Origin of the sequence: Pseudomonas sp. EA_65y_Pfl2_P78, from assembly GCF_963970495.1 — a bacterium.
In the GTDB taxonomy this organism is placed as follows: Bacteria; Pseudomonadota; Gammaproteobacteria; order Pseudomonadales; family Pseudomonadaceae; genus Aquipseudomonas; species Aquipseudomonas baetica_A.
Genome location: NZ_CAXAON010000002.1, coordinates 1 through 23659, shown reverse-complemented (window position 1 = coordinate 23659; position 23659 = coordinate 1). Strand labels below are relative to the sequence as shown.

Genomic DNA, 23659 nt, shown 5'->3' with positions numbered 1-23659 from the left:
ACGATTGGCAGACTTCAGGCAGAGCACTATTCACTGTGGGAGCAAGCTTGCTCGCTCCCACAGGTTTTTGGGTGAATCAGCGGGCCTTGGGGGTAGCCACTTTATCGCGCAGGTAAACCGGCTGCGCATCATCGGCCGGAATCGTTTCGCCGCGCTCCCAAGCAAAGCGTGCCAAGGTCAACAGGTCTTCGGCGTGGGGCAGCATGCCCGCGTCTGAACCGCTCAGGTTCACTGCGATACGCTCACCATAGCCCCAGCCAGTGCCGGCACCGAACCATTCGCCACTGCCATCGACCGGCAGCGCCGCGACTTCCGGCGGCAGCACTGCTTCGGCGCCGACCAGACGCATCTCCCCCGCCGTCTCGCGATAGCAGCCCCAATACACTTCGTCCATGCGCGCATCGATCGCCGCTGCAACCTGGCTCACACCCTGCTCGCGAAACGCACGTTGCGCCAACACGGCCAGGTTGGACACCGGCAGCACCGGACGATCCAGCGCGAACGCCAAGCCCTGCACCACACCGATGGCAATCCGCACACCGGTAAACGCACCCGGCCCACGACCGAAGGCAATAGCATCCACCGCTTGCAACGTGGTACCGGCATCGGCCAGCAATTGCTGGATCATCGGCAGCAGCTTTTGCGCGTGCAGGCGCGGAATCACCTCGTAATGGCTCGTGACCTTGCCGTCATGCAGCAAGGCAACGGAGCAAGCTTCAGTCGCGGTGTCCAGGGCCAGCAAGGTGCTCATCGATGTATCCAAAACAGGGGTGGGGAAAAAGTGCGTCAGTATAAACAACTACGGCCCGCAAGCGGGCCGTGGATGATGCAGCTAATCAGCTTTTTCAGCTCAGCGCTTCAAGCACCTTGGCGGTGATTGCTTCTACCGAACCAACGCCCGGGATGTGGCTGCACTTCGGCTTGCCGTTGGCAGCCGACAGCTTCTGGTAGAAGTCCACCAGCGGCTTGGTCTGCGAATGGTAGACCGACAGGCGATGACGCACGGTTTCTTCGGTGTCGTCCTTGCGCTGTACCAGTTCTTCGCCGGTGATGTCGTCTTTGCCTGCGATTTTCGGCGGGTTGTAGACGATGTGATACACCCGGCCGCTGGCTTCGTGAACACGACGGCCAGCGATACGCTGAACGATTTCTTCGTCTTCAACGGCGATTTCAACCACGGCGTCCAACTCGACGCCAGCAGTCACCAGTGCTTCGGCCTGCGGAATGGTGCGCGGGAAGCCGTCGAACAGGAAGCCGTTGGCGCAGTCAGGTTGCGCGATACGATCCTGAACCAGTGCGATGATCAGATCATCCGACACCAGGCCGCCGGCATCCATGATGCTTTTGGCTTGAACGCCCAGTGGAGTGCCGGCCTTGACCGCTGCACGCAGCATGTCACCGGTGGAGATTTGCGGAATGCCGAATTTTTCGGTGATGAACTTAGCCTGAGTACCTTTACCGGCCCCGGGAGCTCCCAGCAGAATGACGCGCATTAGATGTGCTCCTCAATTTTTTTATAAAAAGCTTTTACAAAACAAAGGACTCGCCGCATGGGACGATTCCTGAAAAATACGGGTCGTGGCCGCAGAAACGGCCAAAGGCTGATCAAGATACACAGCAGGCTGCGCCCACACAAGACGCCAAAAGTCGGAGAAACCCGCGCCTGCCGCGACCTCGCGACGCGGTGACCCAAGTCGCAACCCCGTCACTTACTGTCGCCTGGCGGCACTTTCCTCAGCGTGCGAAGCGGCACCCGGCGTTGACTCCGGGCACCGCATGCCACGGCAAAAACCTTAGCCGGTATTACGCAAACCGGCGGCAATGCCCGCCACAGACACCAGTAACGCCTGTTCCACCGGGCTGCCCTGCTCGACATTCTGCTGTCGCGAACGAGCCAGCAATTCGGCTTGTAATAGATGCAGCGGGTCGAGATAGGTGTTGCGCAGACGGATGAATTCAAGGGTGTCCGGACTGTGTGCCAGCAACTGCGACTGACCGGTCAACCCAAGTACCACCGAGCATGCCTGCGACAATAGGTCGCGTAAGTGCGCACCCAACGGCAGCAATTCCGGCTCGACCAGACGCTCGTCGTAGGACAGCGCAATATCGGCGTCAGCCTTGGCCAGGACCATTTCCAGCATGTCGATACGCGTGCGGAAGAACGGCCATTGCTCACGCATCTGCCCCAGCAACTCGCCCTCGCCGCGTTCCAGCGCCTTGCTCAGCGCCGATTCCCAGCCGAGCCAGGCCGGCAGCATCAAGCGCGTTTGCGTCCAGCCGAAGATCCACGGGATCGCCCGCAGGCTTTCAATCCCGCCAGCACGGCGCTTGGCAGGCCGGCTGCCGAGCGGCAACCGGCCCAATTCCTGCTCCGGCGTGGACTGACGGAAATACTCGACGAACTGCGGATTCTCACGCACGACTTTGCGATAAGCGCTGACGCCGTCGGCCGCCAGTTCATCCATCAGATGGCGCCATTGAGGCGTTGGCGGCGGCGGTGGCAGCAACGTGGCTTCGAGCACAGCGGCGAGATACAGATTGAGGTTTTGTTCGGCAATGTCCGGCAGACCGAATTTGAAACGAATCATTTCGCCCTGCTCGGTGGTGCGGAAACGCCCCGCGACCGATCCCGGTGGCTGCGACAGAATCGCCGCGTGCGCCGGGCCACCGCCACGTCCCACGGTGCCGCCACGACCATGGAACAACAGCAGTTCGACTTGCTGCTCGCGGCAAATGTCCACCAGCCGCTCCTGCGCGCGGTATTGCGCCCAGGCCGCTGCCGTCGTGCCGGCGTCCTTGGCCGAGTCGGAGTAACCGATCATGACTTCCTGCGGGCCTTGCAGCCGCGCGCGATAGCCCGGCAGCAGCAACAGACGCTCCATCACCGGCCCGGCGTTATCGAGGTCAGCCAGGGTTTCGAACAGCGGCACGACGCGCATTGGCCGCAACACGCCGGACTCTTTGAGCAGCAATTGCACGGCGAGCACATCGGAAGCCGCGCCGGCCATCGAGATCACGTAGGATCCCAGCGAGGCGCCCGGCGCGGCGGCAATTTCCTTGCAAGTGGCGAGCACTTCCGCAGTGTCGGCGGACGGTTTGAAATGCGCCGGCAGCAACGGCCGACGATTGCTCAGCTCGCGGGTCAGGAAGGTGATGCGCTGCTCTTCGTCCCAGTCTTCGTAACGACCGAGCCCAAGATAGTCGGTGATTTCAGTCATGGCCGAACTGTGCCGCGACGAATCCTGACGCACATCCAGGCGCACCAGAAACAGGCCAAAGGTCACGGCCCGGCGCAGGCAATCGAGCAGCGGCCCGTCGGCAATCACGCCCATGCCGCACTCATGCAGCGAGTTGAAGCACAGTTCCAATGGATCAAGCAGATCGCGGTTGTTGTGCAGCACATCGGCAGGCGCCGGTGTCGCCGCCGTCAGCGACGCATGCGCCCAGTTGCGGGTGGCACGCAGGCGTTCGCGCAATTGCTTGAGCACCGCACGATACGGCTCGGCGCTGTCGCCGGCCTTGGCTTTCAGCGCGTCGCTGGCCTGCTGCATCGACAACTCGGCCGCCAGGTGATCGACATCGCGCAGGTACAAATCCGCCGCCATCCAGCGCGCCAGCAGCAACACTTCGCGAGTCACCGCTGCCGTGACGTTGGGGTTGCCGTCGCGGTCGCCGCCCATCCAGGACGCGAATCGAATCGGTGCGGCTTCAAGCGGCAACCGCAGGCCGGTAGCCGCGTGCAGCGCCTGATCAGCCTTGCGCATGTGGTTGGGAACTGCCTGCCACAGCGAGTGCTCGATCACGGCAAAGCCCCACTTGGCTTCGTCGACCGGTGTCGGGCGCGTGCGGCGGATTTCTTCGGTGTGCCAGGCTTCAGCGATCAGCCGTTGCAGGGTGTTCTGGATCTGCTCGCGTTCGGCCGTGGTCAGGTCACGGTGATCCTGAGCGGCGAGTTGCGCGGCAATCGCGTCGTATTTCTGGATCAGCGTGCGGCGGGCGACCTCGGTCGGGTGTGCGGTCAGCACCAATTCGATTTCCAGCCTCGCCAGTTGCCGGGCCAGCGATTCGGCGCTGTGGCCTTCGTTGCGCAGGCGCGCAAGCAATTCGGGCAAGACACGGGATTCGAACGGCGCTGGCTGCGACTCTTCACGGCGATGAATCAACTGATACTGCTCGGCGATGTTCGCCAGGTTCAGGAACTGGTTGAACGCCCGCGCCACGGGGAGCAATTCGTCTTCGCTCAATTGATTGAGGCTGGCACTGAGTTCAGCGTCCGTGGAGCCTCCCCGGTCGGCCTTGGCACCCTTGCGGATCTGCTCGATCTTGTCGAGAAAATCCTCGCCATACTGGTCTCGAATGGTATTGCCCAACAGCTCTCCGAGCAGGTGAACATCCTCGCGCAAGCGTGCATCAATATCAGTCATCAGCAATTCTCCAGCAGTAATCCGGACGGCTTAGAAACGAGTGCATGACCTAGAGAGTGCCGCTCTGCGCCGCTTCTTACAAGCAGGCGACGAAGGGACTTTAAACCTTGTGGCCGAAAGCTAGTCTCAACACTGAGCCGCACAACGGCTTGCCGCCGGCCCCGCCGGACACTCCCCCTGGCCTGCTTTGATCAGGTGCGACATGAGGTCATTATGAAAATCCGTGAACTCGCCCAGCATTGGGAAGAAAACGCCAAAGGTCGTATGACCGACACGGGCTACACGATTCATCTGGACGTCGAGGCCGCCGCGCGCCTGGCGGCAATTGCCGAGATGTACCCCAAACGCCACCCCGAAGAACTGCTTGGCGAACTGCTTGGCGCTGCGCTTGAGGAGTTCGAAGCGAGCCTGCCCTATGTGAAAGGCTCAACCGTGGTCGCGACTGACGAGGAAGGTGATCCACTGTACGAAGACGTCGGGCCGACCCCGCGCTTTCTCGCCCTCTCGCGCAGGCATTTGCAGGACTTGTCGTCGGCTGGGAACAAGCAAAAACACTGATCGGACATAGATCTGGACGCACGCGGGCTTGCTCGCGAACGTGCTCTGGCAGTCGGTATTTCTGTCGACTGACTCGAGGCTTTCGCGAGCAAGCCCGCTCCCACATTGACCGAATCTCTCCCTTTGGCAGGGTGTGTTTTCGGGCTGCAAAAACTCCCGCGCGTACCACTCAAAATCGCCAAAGTTCCCGCTTTATAGCCCTGTCCATTCGGTCAGATTTCTTTTTGGCGATAGGCCATCTTTTCTGAACTTTTGAAAAACGCCTCCGGTCGGAACCTGTAACCACGCCTGGAACGAGCGTTTCAAAAACGCGCTGCCACATGACGCTTGCGGCTCCTCGACCAGGATGGATTTTCGGTTTTATCAGGAGTTAAACAATGGAGTTGAAGACCATGAAGACCCAAACCTCGTTCTCTCACTTGCGCGGTCTGAAACTGGCTGCTCTGGCCATCGGCACCAGCTTCGTGCTGGCCGGTTGCGCAGGCAATCCACCGAGCGAGCAATACGCCGTGACTCAATCGGCCGTGAACAGCGCGGTCAGCGCCGGTGGTACTGAGTTCGCTGCTGTGGAGATGAAGCAAGCGCAGGACAAACTCAAACAAGCCGAAATCGCCATGCACGATAAGAAGTATGACGAAGCCCGCGTCCTCGCCGAACAAGCCGAGTGGGATGCCCGTGTCGCCGAACGCAAGGCACAAGCCATGAAAGCCGAGCGAGCGGTGAAGGATTCCCAGAAAGGTATTCAGGAACTGCGTCAGGAAAGTCAGCGCACCGTGCAATAAGCGCGCATCCGGACTGCAAAGCTGAAACTCTTATCGATAGAAAGGACGAAAAATTATGCGTAAGCAATTGATGATTCCCGCTCTCCTGGCCGCAAGCGTTGCCTTGGCTGCCTGCTCTACCCCGCCTAACCCGAACCTGGAACAGGCGCGCACCAACTACGCCGGCCTGCAAGCCAACCCGCAAGCGAGCAAAGTGGCAGCGCTGGAAACCAAAGATGCTAGCGATTATCTGGACAAGGCCGACAAGGCCTATATGGACAAGCAAGATGCGGCCAAGGTCGATCAACTGGCCTACCTGACCAACCAGCGCGTGGAAGTGGCCAAGCAGACCATCGCCCTGCGTACCGCTGAGAACAATCTGAAGAACGCCGCAGCCCAGCGTGCCCAGGCGCGTCTGGATGCTCGTGACCAGCAGATCAAACAGCTGCAGCAAAGCCTGAACGCCAAGCAGACTGATCGCGGTACGCTGGTGACTTTCGGTGACGTGCTGTTTGCCACCAACAAGGCTGACCTGAAATCCAGCGGTCTGGTGAACATCAACAAACTGGCGCAGTTCCTCCAGCAAAACCCTGATCGCAAAGTGATCGTCGAGGGTTACACCGACAGCACTGGCGCCGCGTCGTACAACCAGTCGCTGTCCGAGCGTCGTGCGACGTCGGTACAGGTCGCGCTGATCAAAATGGGCGTAGATCCTGCGCGCATCGTGGTTCAGGGCTACGGCCAGGAATATCCGGTTGCCGATAACGGCAGCGTGTCGGGCCGTGCGATGAACCGTCGTGTGGAAGTGACCATTTCCAACGACAACCAGCCAGTGATGCCACGTTCGGCGGTCAGCTCGAACTAAGCTGTAAGCAGTAACGCAAAAGCCCCGCCTGAGTGATCAGGCGGGGCTTTTTAGTGGGCCTTGGGTAGGGGCGGTTATTGCTCGAGTTTTTGCGGCGTTTCCTGCCCCATGCAACGCACCGCTTTCTTCTGGCCGTTGATCAGCACACCGGTCAAACCTTTCTGCTCGGTATCGAACAGCACCAGTACCCCGTCAATGCACTGCGCCACTTGCGCTGCCGGGTCCAGCGAGACTTTGTAGTCCTCGCCCGGCACGGTTTTGAGCATGGTGAATTCGTTGAGCAGCAACGCATCCTCGGGTTTGGCGAAGTGCAGGTAGCCGTAGTACCACAGGGCACCCACGGTGCCGAGGATGCTGCAGATACCGGTGATGATCAGCGGGATAGCGTTGCGTTCTTCACTCATTGCGGGCTCTCGTTTTCAGAATTCGGGGGTGGCGGGTAATTGGGGATTTCGCCGAGACGGCGCAGGCCGTTGAAATGCTCGGGATCGTCTAGATAGCGCAGCATCACCTGACGCCACACCGGATCGCCGAACGTCTGCACATGGCCGCCACGGGTCAACTGCAGAACGCGCGGCGGCGGCGCAGCTTGATACAGACGGATGCCATTGGAAAGCGGCACCAGCGGATCGTCGATGCTGTGGAACATCAGTTTCGGCACGCCGTTGAGTTGCGGCATCGAGTAGATCGCACTGTCGCCGTCCGGCACCAGCCACGACAGCGGCACTTGGAACGGCCAGGTCAGCCACGAGGTACTGAGCGCATATTGGCCGACGCTTCGATAGCTGGCGGGCACACCGTCGAGCACCAGTGCCTTGAGCTGTTTCTGCCGCTGCGGATGCTGTACCAGCCAATGCACGGCCATCGAACCACCGAGGCTTTGACCGAGAAGGACCAGCGGCTTGCCTTGGACCTCTGGCGCCTTGTCCAGCCAGGCGAACGCCGCGTCGATGTCCTGATAGATCGCCGGCAGGCTCGGTTCGCCCTCGGACAGGCCGTAGCCGCGATAGTCGACCAGCAATACCTGATAGCCGTTTTTCGGCAACCACCAACTCCCGCCCAAGTGCATCGGCAGATTGCCGCCGTTGCCGTGTAAGTGCAGCACCGTGCCTTTGACGTCTACGCCGGGCTTGGCCGGCAGCCACCAGGCATTGAGCTTGAGGCCATCAGCCGTCACCAGCGTGACGGTGCGGTATTGGAGTTTGGCTTTTTCCGGGGTGAAGACCTGACCGGGTTCCGGGTAGAACAACAGCGAACTGCAACCGCCGAGGGTCAGGAGCAGGCAAAAGATGCCGAGGATTCTCATCCGGTGAAACCTCGCGAAAATTCGGGTTGGTACACGATTGAAAACTGTAGGCGTGAGCCTGCTCACTCCTACAAGGGTTTTGTGTTGGTTCAAAGGATGTTGGAGTAATCCGCTTCGATCCGGTCCAGGCTCAAATGGTTGAGGAAGTTGGAGAAGCACATCCACGCCGACAACGCGTTCAAGTCGCGGAACTGGTCCGGCAAATACTTGGGCGGCACTACCAGCCCTTCATCGACCAATTGGCGCATCGTGCGCATGTCCTCCAGCGTGGTCTTGCCGCAGAACAGCAACGGAATCTGCTCAAGCTTGCCCTTACGCACGGCCAACTGAATGTAGTTGTAAACCATGATAAAGCCCTTGAGGTAGGACAAGTCTTTGGTGAATGGCAGACCAGTCGGTGTCGAACCCCGGAAAACCCGACTGGCGTTGCCATAGCTTTCGGCCATTTCAAAGCCCTGCTCGCGGAAGAACTCGAACACCTGCAAGAAGTCCGCGCCCTCCTCGACCATGTGGATGGCGCGGGTGCGGTTGGTCAGTTTGCGCAAACGACTCGGGTAGGAGGCGAAGGTGATGATTTCCATCAGGATCGCCAGGCCTTCCTGGGTCACCGTCGATGAGGGCGGCCCCTTGGACAGGAAGGTGCAGATCGGTTGGTTCAAACCGTTGAGCGTGGTGCCGACGTGCACCAGGCCTTCGTGAACCTCCAGCGCACGTACGTCGCGGTCGTTAAACATCGCATCGGTACGGATCTTGATGTAGTCGGCCCCCGCCGCCGCGTCGGCCACGATGCCGTCGGACTCGAATACGCGAATGGTTTCCTCGGCCTCGCCGAAGACTTTATTCAGACGGGTTTGCAGCAGGTGCACGGCGTCCTTGGCGGTGAGGATTTTAGGTTCGTCCTTCAGGTCGCCACGGCCATCGATGTTGTTCAAATAGTCGGACATCATCAGGCCGAGGTCGGCCAGGGTCGGGTCGCCAGCGTGGAACGCATCCGAGGCAGCGCCGTACAGTTCCTGCGAGATCAGTCCGAAATCCTCGGTGCCACGCGCTTCGAGCATGCGCACCACCATGCGGTATTCCTTGCACATGCGCCGCATGATCTGCCCGACCGGATTGAACTGGCCGAGCTGGCGGGTGATGTCGCGCTCGATGTTCTGGAATTCCAGTTTGACCTTGCTCGAATCGAAGGTCAGCGGCCGATTGAGGTAGTAGTCGCGATCCACCGCTGGCATTTCCTTGCCCTTGGCCTTGAGGAAGCCCTTGCGCACGTTCTCGTCCCACTTGACCGCATCGAGCACGCGAATCGGCGTCTGCGCCAGCACAATGCGATCGGACAACATGCGTATCGTCTGCTGGTAATCGTCCACCCGAAACTCCTGTAGAAAACGTGACGTACTGAATTATTTGCCCGCGCGCTGGCGCTGATAGCGCGCAGCCTCGACGAACACATCGGAATTGGCCGGATCGTCGAGGTAAGCAAAGACCTTGTCGAGTGGGCTATCGACTTGCGCGCCGTCGCCATCGTCGGTCTGGAAGGCCTGTCCGTCGAGGGCTTTTTCTTTGATCGCTTGGTTGATCTGCTCGAGATCGAGGCTGTAGACCACCAGTTCGTGTTTGTCGGTGAGTTCGAACCCGGCGATGGTGTAGTGGCCGCCGAACCGCGCCGGTACTTTCGCTGACAGATACCAGCGATTGCCATGACGGGACACCGTGAAAGGATAGGCTTCGCGCTCACGGGGCTTGGCTTTCAACCAAGTGACGGCTTGATAACGGTTGCTGCCGACGCGCGTCAGCACAAGGCTCATCGGCTCGCCCCAGGCATTGGTGCTCGACCATTTGCCGAGCAAGCCCTTGGGCGCCGGGTCACTGCTGGCCAGAGGCGCCTTGAAAGTCACCAGACAGCCACTGAGCAACAGCAACGACAAGGCGATCAGCACACCACGCCAGGCTTTCATTCAATACTCCCTATGAACAATCACGGCCCTGAAGATCGCCACACTCCCCCGTGGGAATTATGATTGCCTCAGAGGGTTACACCGACGCCAGCACCAAATGCATATACCGCGTCAGTATGTCGAGCATCTCCTGCTCGGCCAAAGGCTCGGCTTCGTTGAGCAGGCCCTGATATTCCATCCGTCCGATAATCGCCGTCAACACCTTGGCATCCTGCTGCGGTTCCCGCGAGCCCAGGACCTGAAACAACTGGCAGGTACCCTGCAGCAAAATCTGCTGATGGGATCGCACCAGGATGGCCAGGCGCGGGTTCAGCAAGGCTTCCTGACGGAACGCCTGCTCGGCCATCAAATGCTCGCGACGGTTGACCAGTTGCCGATGGACATAATCGGTCATCAGCCGCGCAATATTGTCGGCCAGTTGAGAACGCGACTCCGGGCTGCCATCGCCACTGACGACCATCTCACGCAGCAGACCTTCGTTGTTGACCCACAATTTGGCCATATAGGCCGCGCTGCGTTCGACGTATTGGGCGAAGGTATCGGTGAGCAGGTCATCGATGTCCTTGAAGTAATACGTGGTGGCCGACAGCGGCACACCGGCCTCGGCCGCTACCGCACGGTGGCGCACGGCACGCACGCCATCACGCACGACAATGCGCATCGCCGCGTCGAGAATGACCTGTCGACGCTGTTCACTGCCCTGTCGGCTGGCCTTGCGGCCCTGGTACTGAACACTTTCAGCGACCGCAGTGGCGATACCCGCTGCACCTTCTTGAGCGATTGCAACCATCACGACAGCACTTCCTCTGCTATTTCAAAAGTAACCAATTGATACATTTGTACCAGACGGGCAATAAAAAGCCGCCTGTTTTAGGCGGCTTTTTAACTGAAACGTTTACGCTTGCGGTCGCATGTGCGGGAACAGGATCACATCGCGAATCGACGGCGAGTTGGTCAGCAACATCACCAGACGATCGATGCCGATCCCTTCACCGGCCGTTGGCGGCATGCCGTACTCGAGCGCACGAACGAAGTCGGCGTCGTAATGCATGGCTTCGTCGTCGCCGGCGTCCTTGTCGGCCACCTGCGCCATGAAGCGCTCGGCCTGGTCTTCGGCGTCGTTCAACTCGGAGTAGGCGTTGGCGATTTCACGGCCGCCGATGAACAGCTCGAAACGGTCGGTGACGTTCGGGTTGTCGTCGTTGCGACGGGCCAGCGGCGACACTTCGAACGGGTACTGAGTGATGAAGTGCGGCTGCTCGAGTTTGTGCTCGACCAGTTCTTCGAAAATCATCACCTGCAGCTTGCCCAGACCTTCGAAGCCCAGCACCTTGGCGCCGGCCTTCTTGGCAATGGCGCGCGCCTTGTCGATGTCGTTCAGGTCATCGGCGCTCAGCTCAGGGTTGTACTTGAGGATCGAGTCGAATACCGACAGACGGACGAACGGTTCGCCGAAGTGGAACACCTTTTCACCGTACGGCACGTCAGTGCTGCCCAGCACCAGTTGCGCCAGTTCGCGGAACAGTTCTTCGGTCAGGTCCATGTTGTCTTCGTAGTCGGCGTACGCCTGGTAGAACTCCAACATGGTGAATTCCGGGTTGTGACGCGTCGAAACGCCTTCGTTACGGAAGTTGCGGTTGATCTCGAAGACCTTTTCAAAACCGCCAACCACCAGACGCTTGAGGTACAGCTCCGGGGCGATACGCAGGAACATTTCCATGTCCAGCGCGTTGTGGTGGGTTTCGAACGGCTTGGCCGCAGCGCCGCCAGGAATGGTCTGCAGCATCGGCGTTTCGACTTCCAGGAAGTCGCGCTTCATCAGGAAGCTGCGGATGTGCGCGATCACTTGCGAACGTACGCGGAAGGTCTGGCGCACGTCTTCGTTGACGATCAGGTCAACGTAACGCTGACGGTAGCGTTGTTCGGTGTCGGTCAGGCCGTGGTGCTTGTCCGGCAACGGGCGCAGCGACTTGGTCAGCAGGCGCACGTCGGTCATTTCAACGTACAGGTCACCCTTGCCGGAACGGGCCAGGGTGCCAACAGCGGCAATGATGTCGCCCATGTCCCAGGTTTTCACCGCGGCCAGGGTTTCTTCGGACAGCGTCTTGCGGTTGACGTAGACCTGAATGCGACCGGTCATGTCCTGGATCACCATGAACGAGCCACGGTTGAGCATGATACGACCGGCAACCTTGACCGGGATTGCAGCCTCTGCCAGCTCTTCCTTGGTCTTGTCCGCGTATTGCTTCTGCAGTTCTTCGCAGTAGTTTTCGCGGCGGAAGTCGTTGGGGAAGGCATTGCCCTTGGCGCGCTCGGCAGCAAGCTTTTCCTTGCGCAGGGCGATCAGGGAGTTTTCTTCCTGTTGCAGGGCTTGCGGATCGAGTTGTTGGTCGCTCATGTCTTTAAATTTTCCATCACAGGTTCGTTGCCCCCGCCATTGACGGGGGACTTAAGGTCGGGCTGACGGCTTTACAGCCCCGATTTCAGGCTGGCTTCCAGGTAGTCGTCGATGTCGCCATCGAGCACCTTGTCGCAGTCGCTGCGTTCGATGTTGGTCCGCAGGTCCTTGATGCGCGAAGCATCGAGAACGTAGGAGCGGATCTGGTGACCCCAGCCGATATCGGACTTGGTGTCCTCCAGCGCCTGGGACGCTGCGTTGCGTTTCTGCATTTCCTGCTCGTACAACTTGGCCCGCAGCATTTTCATGGCGGTGTCCTTGTTGGCGTGCTGGGAACGTTCGTTCTGGCAACTGACCACGGTGTTGGTCGGTACGTGCGTAATACGTACGGCCGAGTCGGTGGTGTTTACGTGCTGACCACCGGCACCGGAGGAACGATAGGTGTCGATCCGCAGGTCTGCCGGGTTGATTTCGATTTCCACCTTGTCGTCGATCTCTGGCGAGACGAAAACCGCCGAGAACGAAGTGTGGCGACGGTTGCCGGAGTCGAACGGGCTCTTGCGCACCAGACGGTGTACGCCGATTTCGGTACGCAGCCAGCCAAAGGCGTATTCGCCCTTGATGTGCACGGTCGCGCCTTTGATCCCGGCGACTTCACCGGCCGACAGTTCCATGATGGTCGCGTCGAAACCGCGTTTGTCAGCCCAGCGCAGGTACATGCGCAGCAGGATGTTGGCCCAGTCCTGGGCTTCGGTGCCGCCGGAACCGGCCTGGATGTCCAGGTAGGCGTTGTTCGGGTCCATCTCGTGGCTGAACATGCGGCGAAATTCGAGCTTGGCGAGGTTGTCCTCGAGACGGGCCAGCTCGGCGACAACATCGCCCACTGCGCCTTCGTCGTTTTCTTCGACAGCCATGTCCAGCAGGTCGCGGCAATCGGCCAGACCGCCGTTCAGTTCGTCGAGGGTATCGACGATCTGCGCCAGCGCAGCGCGCTCGCGGCCCAGCTCCTGGGCGTATTCAGGTTTGTTCCAGACACTCGGATCTTCAAGCTCGCGATTGACCTCGGTCAGACGCTCATGCTTTTGATCGTAGTCAAAGATACCCCCGAATAGTTTCGGAGCGCTCGGACAGGTCCTTGATGGTGTTCAGGATCGGGTTGATTTCCATGACGGGCAGCACTCGTTGGCGAACTTTTGAAAGCCGGCGAGTATAACGTAATCACGCTGTCACGGCAGCCCGTCTGGCGGCTGTTGGGGCGACGTATTGCAAATGCAGGAGCGGGCTTGCTCGCGAATGCGGTGGGTCAGCCAACCCTACTGCTGGCTATGCCGTCGCCTTCGCGAGCAAGCCCGCTCCCACAGGGGACAGTGGACTACTCAATGCCGACCTGATTGCGCCCATTGTTCTTGGCCAGGTACAAACCGCGATCCGCCGCCGAAATCAGCAACCGGCAATCGCTACCCGACTCAGGCACCATCGTCGCCAAACCGATACTGATGGTCAGGCTCGCACCTTCGCTCGGTGCAATATGTGGAATTTTCAGCGCGGCCACGGTCTGGCGCAGCTTCTCCGCCATCAGTCGCGCGCCGCCCGGCGAGGTGTTCGGCAGCACCAAGACAAATTCCTCCCCCCCGTAACGCGCCGGCAGGTCCGACGGCCGGGCGCTGGCGTCGCGGATCGCCGTGGCAACCTTGCGCAGCGCCTCATCGCCTTCGACATGACCAAACGTGTCGTTATAGGACTTGAAGTAATCGACGTCGATCATCAGCAACGACAGTTGGCTCTGATCACGCAGGGAACGTCGCCATTCCAGTTCCAGATACTCATCGAAGTGTCGACGGTTGGACAGCCCGGTCAGGCCATCGGAGTTCATCAGGCGTTGCAGCACCAGGTTGGTGTCGAGCAACTGCTGCTGGCTGACCCGCAGCGCACGGTACGCCGCGTCCCGTTGCAGCAAGGTCATGTAGGAACGCGAGTGATAACGGATGCGCGCGACCAATTCGATGGTGTCCGGCAGTTTCACCAGATAGTCGTTGGCGCCGGCCGAAAACGCCGCGCTTTTGATCAGCGGGTCTTCCTTGGTCGACAGAACGATGATCGGAATGTCCTTGGTCGCCGGGTGATTACGGTATTCGCGCACCAGGCTCAGACCATCGAGGCCTGGCATGACCAGGTCCTGCAGGATCACCGTTGGTTTGATCCGCACCGCTTGTGCGATGGCTTGATGCGGGTCAGAGCAGAAGTGGAAGTCGATGTTTTCTTCATTCGACAGCCCACGACGCACGGCCTCGCCGATCATCGCCTGATCGTCCACCAACAACACCATGGCGGCGTTTTCGTCGGTTTTGATGTCATCGATCTGTAAGTCATTCATGGGCGGTCACCTGAGTACGGCGGGGGCCAGGATTGCGGAAAAATCTGTTCATTTGGGGAAAATCTCCAGCAATCGTGGCGCTATCTTTTCCAGTGAGCGGATTTCAACGGCTGCATCAATGGCCGCAGCGGCCTTGGGCATGCCATAGACCGCACTGCTTTGCTGATCCTGCGCGATGGTCAAGTAACCTTGTTGGCGCATGAGCTTAAGCCCTTGAGCCCCATCACGTCCCATCCCGGTCAATAAAACCCCGACTGCATCACCATTCCAGTAACTGGCGACGCTCTCGAAAAACACGTCGATCGAGGGTCGGTAAATCTCGTTGACCGGCTCGGCGGTGTAGGCCAGCGTGCCGTTCTTCAGTAATCGAATATGGTGATTGGTGCCGGCCAGCAGCACCACGCCGGCTTGCGGTGGCTCGCCTTCGCGGGCCAGGCGCACATCCAGACCACTGGCGCTGGCCAGCCACTCGGCCATGCCGGCGGCGAACACCTGGTCAACGTGCTGCACCAGCACGATGGCCGCCGAAAAATCACGCGGCAAGCCCTTGAGCAGCACTTCCAGCGCCGCCGGCCCGCCCGCCGACGAACCGATTGCTACCAGTCGCTGGCACGACGCCGTGCTGCGCTGGGGAGTCGGCACGGGGCGCGAGCGAGGGGTTTTCTCACCGATCAGCCAGCCGATATTGAGGATCTTGCGCAGCAATGGCGCCGCCGCTTCCTGTGCATTGCCGGCGCCGAGGGCCGGGGTGTCGACCACGTCCAGCGCGCCGTGGCCCATGGCTTCGAAGACCCGGTGCACGTTCTGTTGCCGGTCAACCGTGACGATGACAATGGCGCACGGGCTCTCGGCCATGATCCGTCGGGTGGCTTCGACGCCGTCCATCACCGGCATGATCAGATCCATCAGAATCAGATCCGGGGTATTTTCGGCGCACAGGCGCACCGCTTCGGCGCCGTTGTACGCGACCCAGACCACCTGATGCGCCGGCTCGAAGGCCAGCGCCCGGCGCAGGGCCTCCACCGCCAGCGGCATATCATTGACGATAGCAATCTTCATGCCCGCGCTCCTCCGATGAGCTCGACCACTGCGTCGAGCAGGGCGTCGTCATGAAAACTGGCTTTGGCTAAATAATAGTCGGCGCCGGCGTCCAGTCCACGGCGCCGGTCTTCTTCGCGATCCTTGTACGACACGACCATCACCGGCAGCGATTGCAGCCGGTTATCGCGGCGCAACAGCGTGACCAGTTCGATGCCGTCCATGCGCGGCATGTCGATGTCGGTGATCAGCAAATCGAAGTCCTCTGAACGCAACGCGTTCCAACCGTCCATGCCGTCCACCGCCACAGCGACGTCGTAGCCACGGTTGAGCAGCAGTTTGCGCTGTAGCTCGCGTACCGTCAGCGAGTCGTCGACCACCAGCACTCGTTTGCGCGCCGCTTCCACCGCTTGATTACCGTGGCGGGCGATGCGCTCAAGGCGCCCGGTATTGAGCAGTTTGTCCACCGAACGCAGCATGTCTTCGACGTCGACAATCAGCACCACTGAGCCGTCATCGAGCAAGGCGCCGGCGGAAATGTCCTGCACTTTGCCCAGACGCTCGTCCAGTGGCAAGACCACCAACGTGCGCTCGCCAATGAAGCGCTCGACCGCCACTCCATAGATCGCATCGCGCTCGCGGATCACCACGACTTTCAGGGCCTCACCGCTGCTCTGACTGGCCGGGCGCTGCAACAACTGGCTGGCAGCCACCAGCCCGACATGCCGGCCCTCGTGCCAGAAATGCTGGCGACCTTCGACCTGCACGATGTCTTCGGGGGCCAGATCGCACATGCGCTCGATGTGGGCCAGCGGAAAGGCGTAGGCCTCTTCGCCGACTTCCACCACCAGACTGCGCACCACTGACAAGGTCAACGGCACTTCAAGATGGAAGCGACTGCCCTCGCCCGCCGTCTGTTCCAGCACCACCGCGCCACGCAACTGACGGACCATGTGCTGAACGGCATCAAGGCCGACGCCACGGCCAGACACTTCAGTGACCGTATCGCGCAGGCTGAAACCAGGCAGGAACAGGAAGGTCAGCAACTCCTCTTCGCTCAACTGCGCCGCTGTTTCGGCGGGGGACAACTGGCGCTCGACAATGCTACGCCGAACCTTTTCCAGATCGACGCCGTTACCGTCATCGCTCAATTCCAGCACCAGCAATCCCGCTTGATGCGAGGCGCGCAGGCGGATCAGGCCTTCGGCGGGTTTGCCCTGGAGCAAACGTTGCTCCGGCGTTTCGATGCCGTGATCGACCGCGTTGCGCAGCAAATGGGTAAGCGGGGCTTCGAGCTTCTCCAGCACATCGCGATCAACCTGGGTTTTCTCGCCTTCGATCTCCAGTCGCACCTGCTTGCCGAGAGTGCGGCCCAGATCACGCACCATGCGCACCTGACCGCTGAGCACGTCTGCGAAGGGCCGCATGCGGCAGGCCAATGCAGTGTCGTAGAGCACTTGCGCGCGCTGGCTGGCCTGCCAGGCGAATTCATCGAGTTCGGCATTTTTCTCGATCAGCATTTGCTGGGATTCGGCGAGCAAACGCCGCGCATCTTCCAACGCTTCCAGAGCTTCAAGGCTCAGCGCATGTTCCTTGAGGTGGACGTTGAGGTTTTCCAATGCGCGCAGACCGTTGTTCTGCATGCGCTTGAGGCGCTGCATGGTCGCCAGATGCGGCTTGAGTCGCTGGGTTTCCACCAGCGATTTACTTGACAGATCGAGCAGGCTGTTCAGACGTTCGGCGGTGACGCGCAACACGCGCTCGCCACCTTCGGTGGTGCGTTTGCTCTTGTTCGGTGGCGGCTCGGGCGACTCAACAGAAGCTTCTATAGCAGGCACCGGCGTCGGCTGAACCGCTGGCGGCGCTTCAAGCTGCAACTCGGCCATCAGCGGCGCAGCGACCGATGCTGGCGGGGCTGACGGATCGAGCAGGCGCGCCATCAGCGCGACGTAAGCTTCAATGTCTGCCGGTTGCGGCGCGCTGGCCGGCACGGCGACGCGCATCAGCAAATCGGTGCCCTGCAACAACGCGTCGATGTGCTCCGGGCGCAGCAACAACCGCCCTTCCTGCGCACTGACCAGACAATCCTCCATCACATGCGCAACGCTGACGCCGCTGTCGATACCGACGATCCGCGCCGCGCCTTTGAGCGAGTGCGCCGCGCGCATGCACGATTCCAGTTGATCGGCCTGGGTCGGGTTGCGCTCCAGTGCCAAAAGCCCCGCGCTCAGGACTTGGGTCTGGGCCTCAGCTTCAAGGCTGAACAGCTCCAGCAATGAGGCGTCGCGCATTTGCTCGGGGGTCATGTGAGGCTCCGGGTCACGGCGGACAGCAGCTGTTCTTCATCCAGCCAACGCAGGCTGCGCCCCCGAAATGGCAGAACACCCCGGGTGTACTTGGCACTGGCCTGAGCGCCGGATCGCGATGCGGCATCGAGAATGCGCTCGTCAATCGCATGGATGCCATCAACTTCATCCACCGGCACCACCACCGGTCCACCATGGGCAGCGATGATCAGCATGCGCGGCATGACTCGCCCGCCATTGGCCGGTGCAACATTGCCATCCAGATCCAGCAGCTCAACCATCGACAGACACGCCACCAGCGCGCCGCGCACATTGGCCACGCCAAGCAAGGCCCGCGAGCGTTGATGCGGCAGCGAGTGAATCGCCTGCATCGGCGCCACCTCTACGAGGCTGCGCGTCGCCAGCCCCAGCCATTCTTCGCCAATACGAAACATCAGCAGAGAACGGGTTTTCAAATCGGTTTCGACTGCTGTAGCCACCGGGTCACGCTCGTCCTGCTGCAACGCATAGCGGTCGAGCAGGCGCGTGGCGGCGGCGGAATACACCGAGCAATTGCGGCAATGGATGTGTTCTTCCAGCAGCGCACAGGACTTGTCGCCGTGAATGCCGATGCGGTTCCAGCAATCGTCGATGGCCCGGGCATCTTCATGTGTGACGTTCAAGGTGTCGGACGGGATCATCGTTTGCGCTCACTGTCGGCGGTGCGTGCGCTGCGGGCGGCGCGCTCCTGTAATCGTCTGGCACCGGCGCTGTCACCTTGGGCTTGCAGCAACGCGGCCAGGTGCATCAACGCTTCGGGATGTTGCGGTTCGAGGTACAACGCCTTGCGGTAAAAACCCTGGGCTTCAAGGGCACTGCCTGCGACATCGCTGAGCAGGCCGAGCCAGTAGAAGGCTTGCGCCACCGGTTCGTGGCTACGCAAATACTGCTCGCACGCGGCGCGGGCCTCGGCGCTTTTGCCTTCGTTGGCCAGGGCGGCAATGTGGGCGAGCAACGTCGCAGCATCCGGGTTGGCGCTTTTGCAGGTAGTCGGCAGTGCCGTCACGGCGGTAAACGGCCGGTTGCGCGCGGGCGGTGTGGGGGGTGTGCTGCGTAGCGGCTGACTGACGGGCAACGGAATGGGCTTGGGGATCGGCAACGGTTCCGGGGCCGGCTCACTGTGGCGGCTGAACGCAAACGACTGGGGAATACCGATCGAACGCATGCCTAACCGTCCAAGCAGACTGCCCTCCGCCGGGCCGATAAAGAGCACGCCATCGACATGAGTCAGGCGCTTGAGCACTTCAAAGACTTGCTTCTGGGTCGGCTGATCGAAGTAGATCAGCAGGTTGCGGCAGAACACGAAATCGAAGACAGGCTCACTGGCCAACAGTGCCGGATCGAGCACATTGCCGACCTGCAAACGCACTTGCTCGCGCACGTTTTCGTTGACCCGATGGCCGTCCTGCTCAGGCGTGAAATGCCGCTCGCGGAAGTCCAGATCCTGGCCACGAAACGAGTTCTTGCCATACAACGCGCGCCGCGCCTTTTCCACCGAGATCGGGCTGACGTCCATGCCATCGACCTTGAACTGATGCGGCCTGAGCCCGGCGTCGAGCAAGGCCATGGCAATCGAATAAGGCTCTTCGCCGGTGGAACACGGCAGACTGAGGATGCGCAGCGCGCGCATGTTGTTCAGTTCGCCAAGACGATTGCGCGCCAGTTTGCCGAGGGTGGCGAACGACTCCGGATAACGGAAAAACCAGGTTTCGGGGACGATGACCGCTTCGATCAGCGCCTGCTGTTCATCGCGCGAACCTTGCAGCAGTTGCCAATATTCTTCGGCGTTCGCCGCTTGTGAAAGCGTGGTGCGCTGACGGACGGCTCGCTCGATGATCGCCGGCCCCACAGAGGTGACATCAAGGCCGATGCGTTCTTTGAGGAAGTCGAAAAAGCGCTGGTCGCTGCTCATGACTGCGCCTCAAGCTGCATCGGGTCCAGCGGCGGATTGGGGAACAGCAAGGCGCGCACGCCATCATCGAGCAAGTCACTGACCCGCACCCATTGCACCAGCCCCTGCGCATCTTCGCGCACCGGGCCGAGGTACGGCGCCTCGCGATTGTCGAGGCCGTAGGGTTGAAAATCCTCTGGATAACAGCGCAGCGTGTCTGTCGCCTGCTCGAGAATCAGCCCAAGCCATTGCGCCGGCTGCGACGCGCCCCGGCGATAGTGAACCAACACCAACCGCGTACTGGTGCGTGCCTCGGCGGGTTGACCAAAAGTCAGCGCGCTGAGATCAATCACTGGCACCACCGCGCCGCGATACGCGAACACCCCGGCGACCCACTGTGGCGCCCGGGCAATCGGTTTCAACGGCAAGCGCGGCAGCACTTCCGCCACTTCGGTGGCACGCAAGGCGTAGCGCTCATTGCCAATGCGAAACAGCAGGAATAACGCCTGCTTCGCCACGGGTGCGGCACTGCGTTTGGCGCTGATTTCGCTCATCAGACTTTGAATCGCGAAACGCCGCTGCGCAGCCCGACGGCCACCTGGCTCAGTTCATCGATGGCGAAACTGGCCTGACGCAGCGATTCGACGGTCTGGCTGCTGGCATCGCCCAACTGCACCAGCGCGTGATTGATCTGCTCGGCGCCCGTGGCCTGGGCCTGCATGCCTTCGTTGACCATCAACACCCGCGGCGCCAGCGCCTGCACTTGATGGATGATCTGCGACAGTTGCTCACCGACCTGCTGCACTTCGAACATGCCACGACGCACTTCTTCGGAGAACTTGTCCATGCCCATTACGCCCGCCGACACCGCCGACTGGATCTCGCGCACCATTTGTTCAATGTCGTAAGTGGCGACCGCCGTCTGATCCGCCAGACGCCGCACTTCAGTGGCAACCACGGCAAAACCACGGCCGTATTCACCGGCCTTCTCGGCTTCGATCGCCGCGTTGAGCGACAGCAGGTTGGTCTGGTCGGCGACCTTGACGATGGTCACCACCACCTGATTGATGTTGCCGGCCTTCTCGTTGAGGATCGCCAGTTTGGCGTTGACCAGATCGGCTGCGCCCATCACCGAATGCATGGTGTCTTCCATGCGCGCCAGGCCCTGCTGGCCGGAGCCGGCGAGCACCGAGGCCTGATCGGCAGCGGTGGACACTTCGGTCATGGTGCGTACCAGATCGCGGGACGTCGCCGCAATTTCCCGCGAGGTCGCGCCAATTTCGGTGGTGGTGGCCGCGGTTTCGGTGGCGGTGGCTTGCTGTTGCTTGGAAGTGGCGGCGATTTCGGTCACCGAAGTGGTCACCTGCACCGATGAACGCTGCGCTTGCGACACCAGCGAGGTCAGCTCAGCCATCATGTCGTTGAAGCCGGTTTCCACCGCGCCGAACTCGTCTTTGCGGGCAAGGTCCAGGCGGCTGCTCAAGTCGCCGGTACGCATGATTTCGAGGATTTCCACGATGCGGTTCATCGGTGCCATGATCGCCCGCATCAGCAGCAGGCCGCAGGCGCCAGCCGCGAGAATGGCCACCAGCAACGAGATGAACATGCTGATCTTGGCCGCTTCCACTGCGCTGTCAATGTTGTCCATGGCCTGATCGGCCACCGACTTGTTCTCGCGAATGATGTCGTTGAGTTTCATGCGACCAGCCATCCACGCTGGCGTCAGTTGTTCGTTGAACAACTTCGTCGCGTCATCATCGAGATTGCGCTGGTGCAGATCGAGCACCTGAGCCTGAATCTTGTTGTAGTTCAGGATGTCCTGCTTGAACAAGCTGAACTCGGCTTTGTCCTGCTCGGTAGTGATGGTGTTTTGATAGTTGCCCACCTGCTCTTCGAGCCGTGCTTCGAAGGCCTTGAAGTCTGCGGCGTCCTCGGAACTGATTCCCAAGCCTTTTTTAAGGCCCAGCAATTCCTGGGTTTGCAGGTAATTGTCTACCCAGGCACTGCGAATCATCGAGCTGAAATACACACCCGGCACCGCGTCATCACGCACGCTCTGTTCGCCAGCCTCAATCTTCAAAAGCCGTGAATACGAGACGACGACCATCAGCAACATGATGGCGATAATCACCGCAAAGCTCGCCAAAATGCGTTGGCGCAACGTCCAGTTCTTCACAGTGAGTCCTCGTGCCTAAGTCGAAATGCGGGGAGTATAGCCGAGGGCGCTGTTTCATTTATAAGACGCTTTTTCACCCTCACGCCTTGCGCAACGGCTTATCGCAAGGCTTTGGCGTGCGACTGTCTGACAATCCCAAGGCGACGCACCAGTGGCGTAATGGCAAAAATGAATGATGGATTGGCCATTTTTTAGCAACCCCCACCAATAGTGGCCACACGCCATTGTGCGCAACTTCTTGCGCACTCAAATGTGGATAACCGTGTGGACACATCCCTACAGCCCACGTAATCCGTTCTGTACAGACGAGTGCGCAAGAAGTTGCGCAGTACTGCGCAACTTCTTGCGCACTTCAGACCTCAAATCCGCACGAAAAACAGTCAAAAACCCGATCAGGTGCAGCCTCACCCCCGGCTCCCGGGCACTTCGCAAAACCTGGCACGCTACTTGATATGTCTTCGGCACCCACCGGGCGATTTCGCCTCCCGGGCACCTTAAATTTATCCGCAAGGAGAGCATCCCATGGCAACACCAGCGTACATGTCGGTTACCGGCGAAAAACAAGGCCTGATCACTGCCGGCGCCTTCACTGCCGACTCCGTTGGCAACACCTACCAGGAAGGTCACGAAGACCAGGTCATGGTTCAGGCGTTCAGCCACGACGTGATCATCCCGCGTGACCCGCAATCCGGTCAGCCAACCGGTCAGCGCGTTCACAAGCCAGTTGTGATCACCAAGGTCTACGACAAGGCTTCGCCTCTGCTGCAAGCCGCTCTGACTTCCGGCGAGCGCATGAGCGAAATCGTTATCCAGTGGTTCCGTACTTCGGCTCAAGGTACTCAAGAGCACTACTACACCACCAAACTGGAAGACGCGATCATCGTCGCCATCAACAACAAAATGCACAACTGCCAGGATCCAGGCAACTCGCACTTCACCCACCTGGAAGAAGTGCAGTTCACCTACCGCAAAATCACCTGGACCCACGAAGTATCCGGTACTTCGGGTTCCGATGACTGGCGTGCTCCAGTCGTTTAATTACGGCTGATCGTTACAAGCATCGGCCAGCTCTGCTGGTCGATGTTGTTTACGCCCCTCCAGAATTTCGCGTACGTTGACCCGCTTTTGCGGCCGTCGACGAGCGCCGCTGTACAGCACGAGGAACAAGGGATGTTCGCGCCGGCCAATGAAACCCACTTTGCCCTGACCATCGAAGGGCTCTCCGCCGATTTTCAGGTGTTTACCCTCACCGGCCGAGAAGCCATCAGCCAGCCCTTTGTCTTCGAGGTGGAGCTGGTCAGTGAAAAACCGTCGCTGGACCTCGAGACCCTGCTGCACAAACCGGCCTTCCTGCAGTTGTCGCCCGACGGCAGCGGCATCCACGGCCAGATCTACCGCGCCGCCCAGGGTGATTCCGGCAAACGCCTGACTCGCTATTCGCTGACCCTGCGCCCGCAACTGTCGTACCTGGCGCACCGCGTCAACCAGCGCATCTTCCAGAACCTCAGCGTGCCGAAAATCATCGGTCAAGTGCTGGAAGAGCACGGCATTCAAAGCAATGCCTACGC

Annotated in this window: 21 protein-coding genes and 1 pseudogene; 5 read left to right on the top strand and 17 right to left on the bottom strand. The window is 60.3% G+C overall.

Features of this window, described 5'->3' with window-relative positions:
- Positions 1-76: 76 nt before the first annotated feature.
- The 3 genes from tsaB to ppc form a co-directional block, all read right to left on the bottom strand.
- Positions 77-751 (bottom strand): tRNA (adenosine(37)-N6)-threonylcarbamoyltransferase complex dimerization subunit type 1 TsaB, encoded by a 675-nt coding sequence (gene tsaB, locus AACY02_RS01920; protein WP_339430520.1) that lies wholly within the window; start codon positions 749-751, stop codon positions 77-79.
- Between the two features lie 94 nt (positions 752-845).
- Complete coding sequence (adk, locus tag AACY02_RS01915) at positions 846-1493, bottom strand: adenylate kinase (RefSeq protein ID WP_339430519.1); 648 nt, start codon at positions 1491-1493, stop codon at positions 846-848.
- Between the two features lie 300 nt (positions 1494-1793).
- Complete coding sequence (gene ppc, locus AACY02_RS01910) at positions 1794-4424, bottom strand: phosphoenolpyruvate carboxylase (RefSeq protein WP_339430518.1); 2631 nt, start codon at positions 4422-4424, stop codon at positions 1794-1796.
- Positions 4425-4637: 213 nt separating this feature from the next.
- On the opposite strand from ppc, the gene AACY02_RS01905 reads away from it, so the two are divergent.
- From AACY02_RS01905 to AACY02_RS01895, 3 genes are all read left to right on the top strand, one after another.
- Positions 4638-4982 carry a pilin assembly protein gene (locus AACY02_RS01905; RefSeq protein ID WP_339430517.1) on the top strand — a complete coding sequence of 115 codons (345 nt, stop codon included), beginning with the start codon at positions 4638-4640 and terminating at the stop codon, positions 4980-4982.
- Positions 4983-5359: 377 nt separating this feature from the next.
- Positions 5360-5764, top strand: coding sequence for a DUF4398 domain-containing protein (locus AACY02_RS01900; protein ID WP_221733969.1), 405 nt, complete (start codon positions 5360-5362; stop codon positions 5762-5764).
- Positions 5765-5819: 55 nt separating this feature from the next.
- Complete coding sequence (locus tag AACY02_RS01895; protein ID WP_339430516.1) at positions 5820-6608, top strand: OmpA family protein; 789 nt, start codon at positions 5820-5822, stop codon at positions 6606-6608.
- Between the two features lie 74 nt (positions 6609-6682).
- Here the strand turns inward: AACY02_RS01895 and AACY02_RS01890 are convergent, their stop codons facing one another.
- The 14 genes and pseudogenes from AACY02_RS01890 to AACY02_RS01825 form a co-directional block, all read right to left on the bottom strand.
- On the bottom strand, positions 6683-7012 hold the full coding sequence (locus tag AACY02_RS01890) for a hypothetical protein (protein ID WP_221733971.1): 330 nt from the start codon (positions 7010-7012) through the stop codon (positions 6683-6685).
- The gene (locus AACY02_RS01885; protein ID WP_339430515.1) at positions 7009-7914 is read right to left on the bottom strand and encodes an alpha/beta hydrolase; all 906 of its coding nucleotides are present in this window, start codon (positions 7912-7914) and stop codon (positions 7009-7011) included. The genes AACY02_RS01890 and AACY02_RS01885 overlap by 4 nt, the downstream gene beginning before the upstream one ends.
- An 89-nt stretch (positions 7915-8003) precedes the next feature.
- Entirely contained in the window at positions 8004-9254 is a 1251-nt protein-coding gene (locus AACY02_RS01880; protein ID WP_339430759.1) for a flavohemoglobin expression-modulating QEGLA motif protein, read from the bottom strand.
- 60 nt (positions 9255-9314) lie between these two features.
- The gene (locus AACY02_RS01875) at positions 9315-9869 is read right to left on the bottom strand and encodes a hypothetical protein (RefSeq protein ID WP_339430514.1); all 555 of its coding nucleotides are present in this window, start codon (positions 9867-9869) and stop codon (positions 9315-9317) included.
- A 76-nt stretch (positions 9870-9945) separates the two neighbouring features.
- Positions 9946-10659: a TetR/AcrR family transcriptional regulator gene (locus tag AACY02_RS01870; protein WP_221733987.1), complete on the bottom strand. Its 714-nt coding sequence runs from the start codon at positions 10657-10659 to the stop codon at positions 9946-9948.
- 105 nt (positions 10660-10764) lie between these two features.
- Entirely contained in the window at positions 10765-12267 is a 1503-nt protein-coding gene (gene lysS / locus AACY02_RS01865) for a lysine--tRNA ligase (RefSeq protein ID WP_339430513.1), read from the bottom strand.
- A gap of 71 nt (positions 12268-12338) precedes the next feature.
- Positions 12339-13434 (bottom strand): peptide chain release factor 2 gene (prfB, locus tag AACY02_RS01860; RefSeq protein WP_339430512.1). Its coding sequence is split into 2 segments (ribosomal slippage): positions 12339-13361 and positions 13363-13434, totalling 1095 coding nucleotides; the frame shifts between segments, so codons are not numbered across the junction.
- A gap of 156 nt (positions 13435-13590) precedes the next feature.
- A pseudogene (locus AACY02_RS01855) lies at positions 13591-14641 on the bottom strand (diguanylate cyclase domain-containing protein).
- A 48-nt stretch (positions 14642-14689) separates the two neighbouring features.
- Entirely contained in the window at positions 14690-15700 is a 1011-nt protein-coding gene (locus AACY02_RS01850; protein ID WP_339430510.1) for a chemotaxis response regulator protein-glutamate methylesterase, read from the bottom strand.
- A complete protein-coding gene (locus AACY02_RS01845) occupies positions 15697-17985 on the bottom strand; it encodes a hybrid sensor histidine kinase/response regulator (RefSeq protein ID WP_339430509.1) in 2289 nt (762 codons plus the stop codon). Before AACY02_RS01845 ends, AACY02_RS01850 begins: the two co-directional genes overlap by 4 nt.
- Entirely contained in the window at positions 17982-18665 is a 684-nt protein-coding gene (locus AACY02_RS01840; protein WP_339430508.1) for a chemotaxis protein CheW, read from the bottom strand. Before AACY02_RS01840 ends, AACY02_RS01845 begins: the two co-directional genes overlap by 4 nt.
- Positions 18662-19936 (bottom strand): CheR family methyltransferase, encoded by a 1275-nt coding sequence (locus AACY02_RS01835; protein ID WP_339430507.1) that lies wholly within the window; start codon positions 19934-19936, stop codon positions 18662-18664. The genes AACY02_RS01840 and AACY02_RS01835 overlap by 4 nt, the downstream gene beginning before the upstream one ends.
- Entirely contained in the window at positions 19933-20469 is a 537-nt protein-coding gene (locus AACY02_RS01830; RefSeq protein WP_339430506.1) for a chemotaxis protein CheW, read from the bottom strand. The genes AACY02_RS01835 and AACY02_RS01830 overlap by 4 nt, the downstream gene beginning before the upstream one ends.
- Positions 20469-22091, bottom strand: a complete 1623-nt coding sequence (locus tag AACY02_RS01825; protein WP_339430505.1) for a methyl-accepting chemotaxis protein — start codon at positions 22089-22091, stop codon at positions 20469-20471. The genes AACY02_RS01830 and AACY02_RS01825 overlap by 1 nt, the downstream gene beginning before the upstream one ends.
- A 522-nt stretch (positions 22092-22613) precedes the next feature.
- Between AACY02_RS01825 and AACY02_RS01820 the strand changes: the two genes are divergently transcribed.
- Both AACY02_RS01820 and AACY02_RS01815 read left to right on the top strand, forming a co-directional pair.
- Positions 22614-23129, top strand: a complete 516-nt coding sequence (locus AACY02_RS01820; protein ID WP_007919523.1) for an Hcp family type VI secretion system effector — start codon at positions 22614-22616, stop codon at positions 23127-23129.
- Positions 23130-23261: 132 nt separating this feature from the next.
- The coding region (locus AACY02_RS01815; protein WP_339430504.1) for a contractile injection system protein, VgrG/Pvc8 family at positions 23262-23659 on the top strand (398 nt) is incomplete at its 3' end.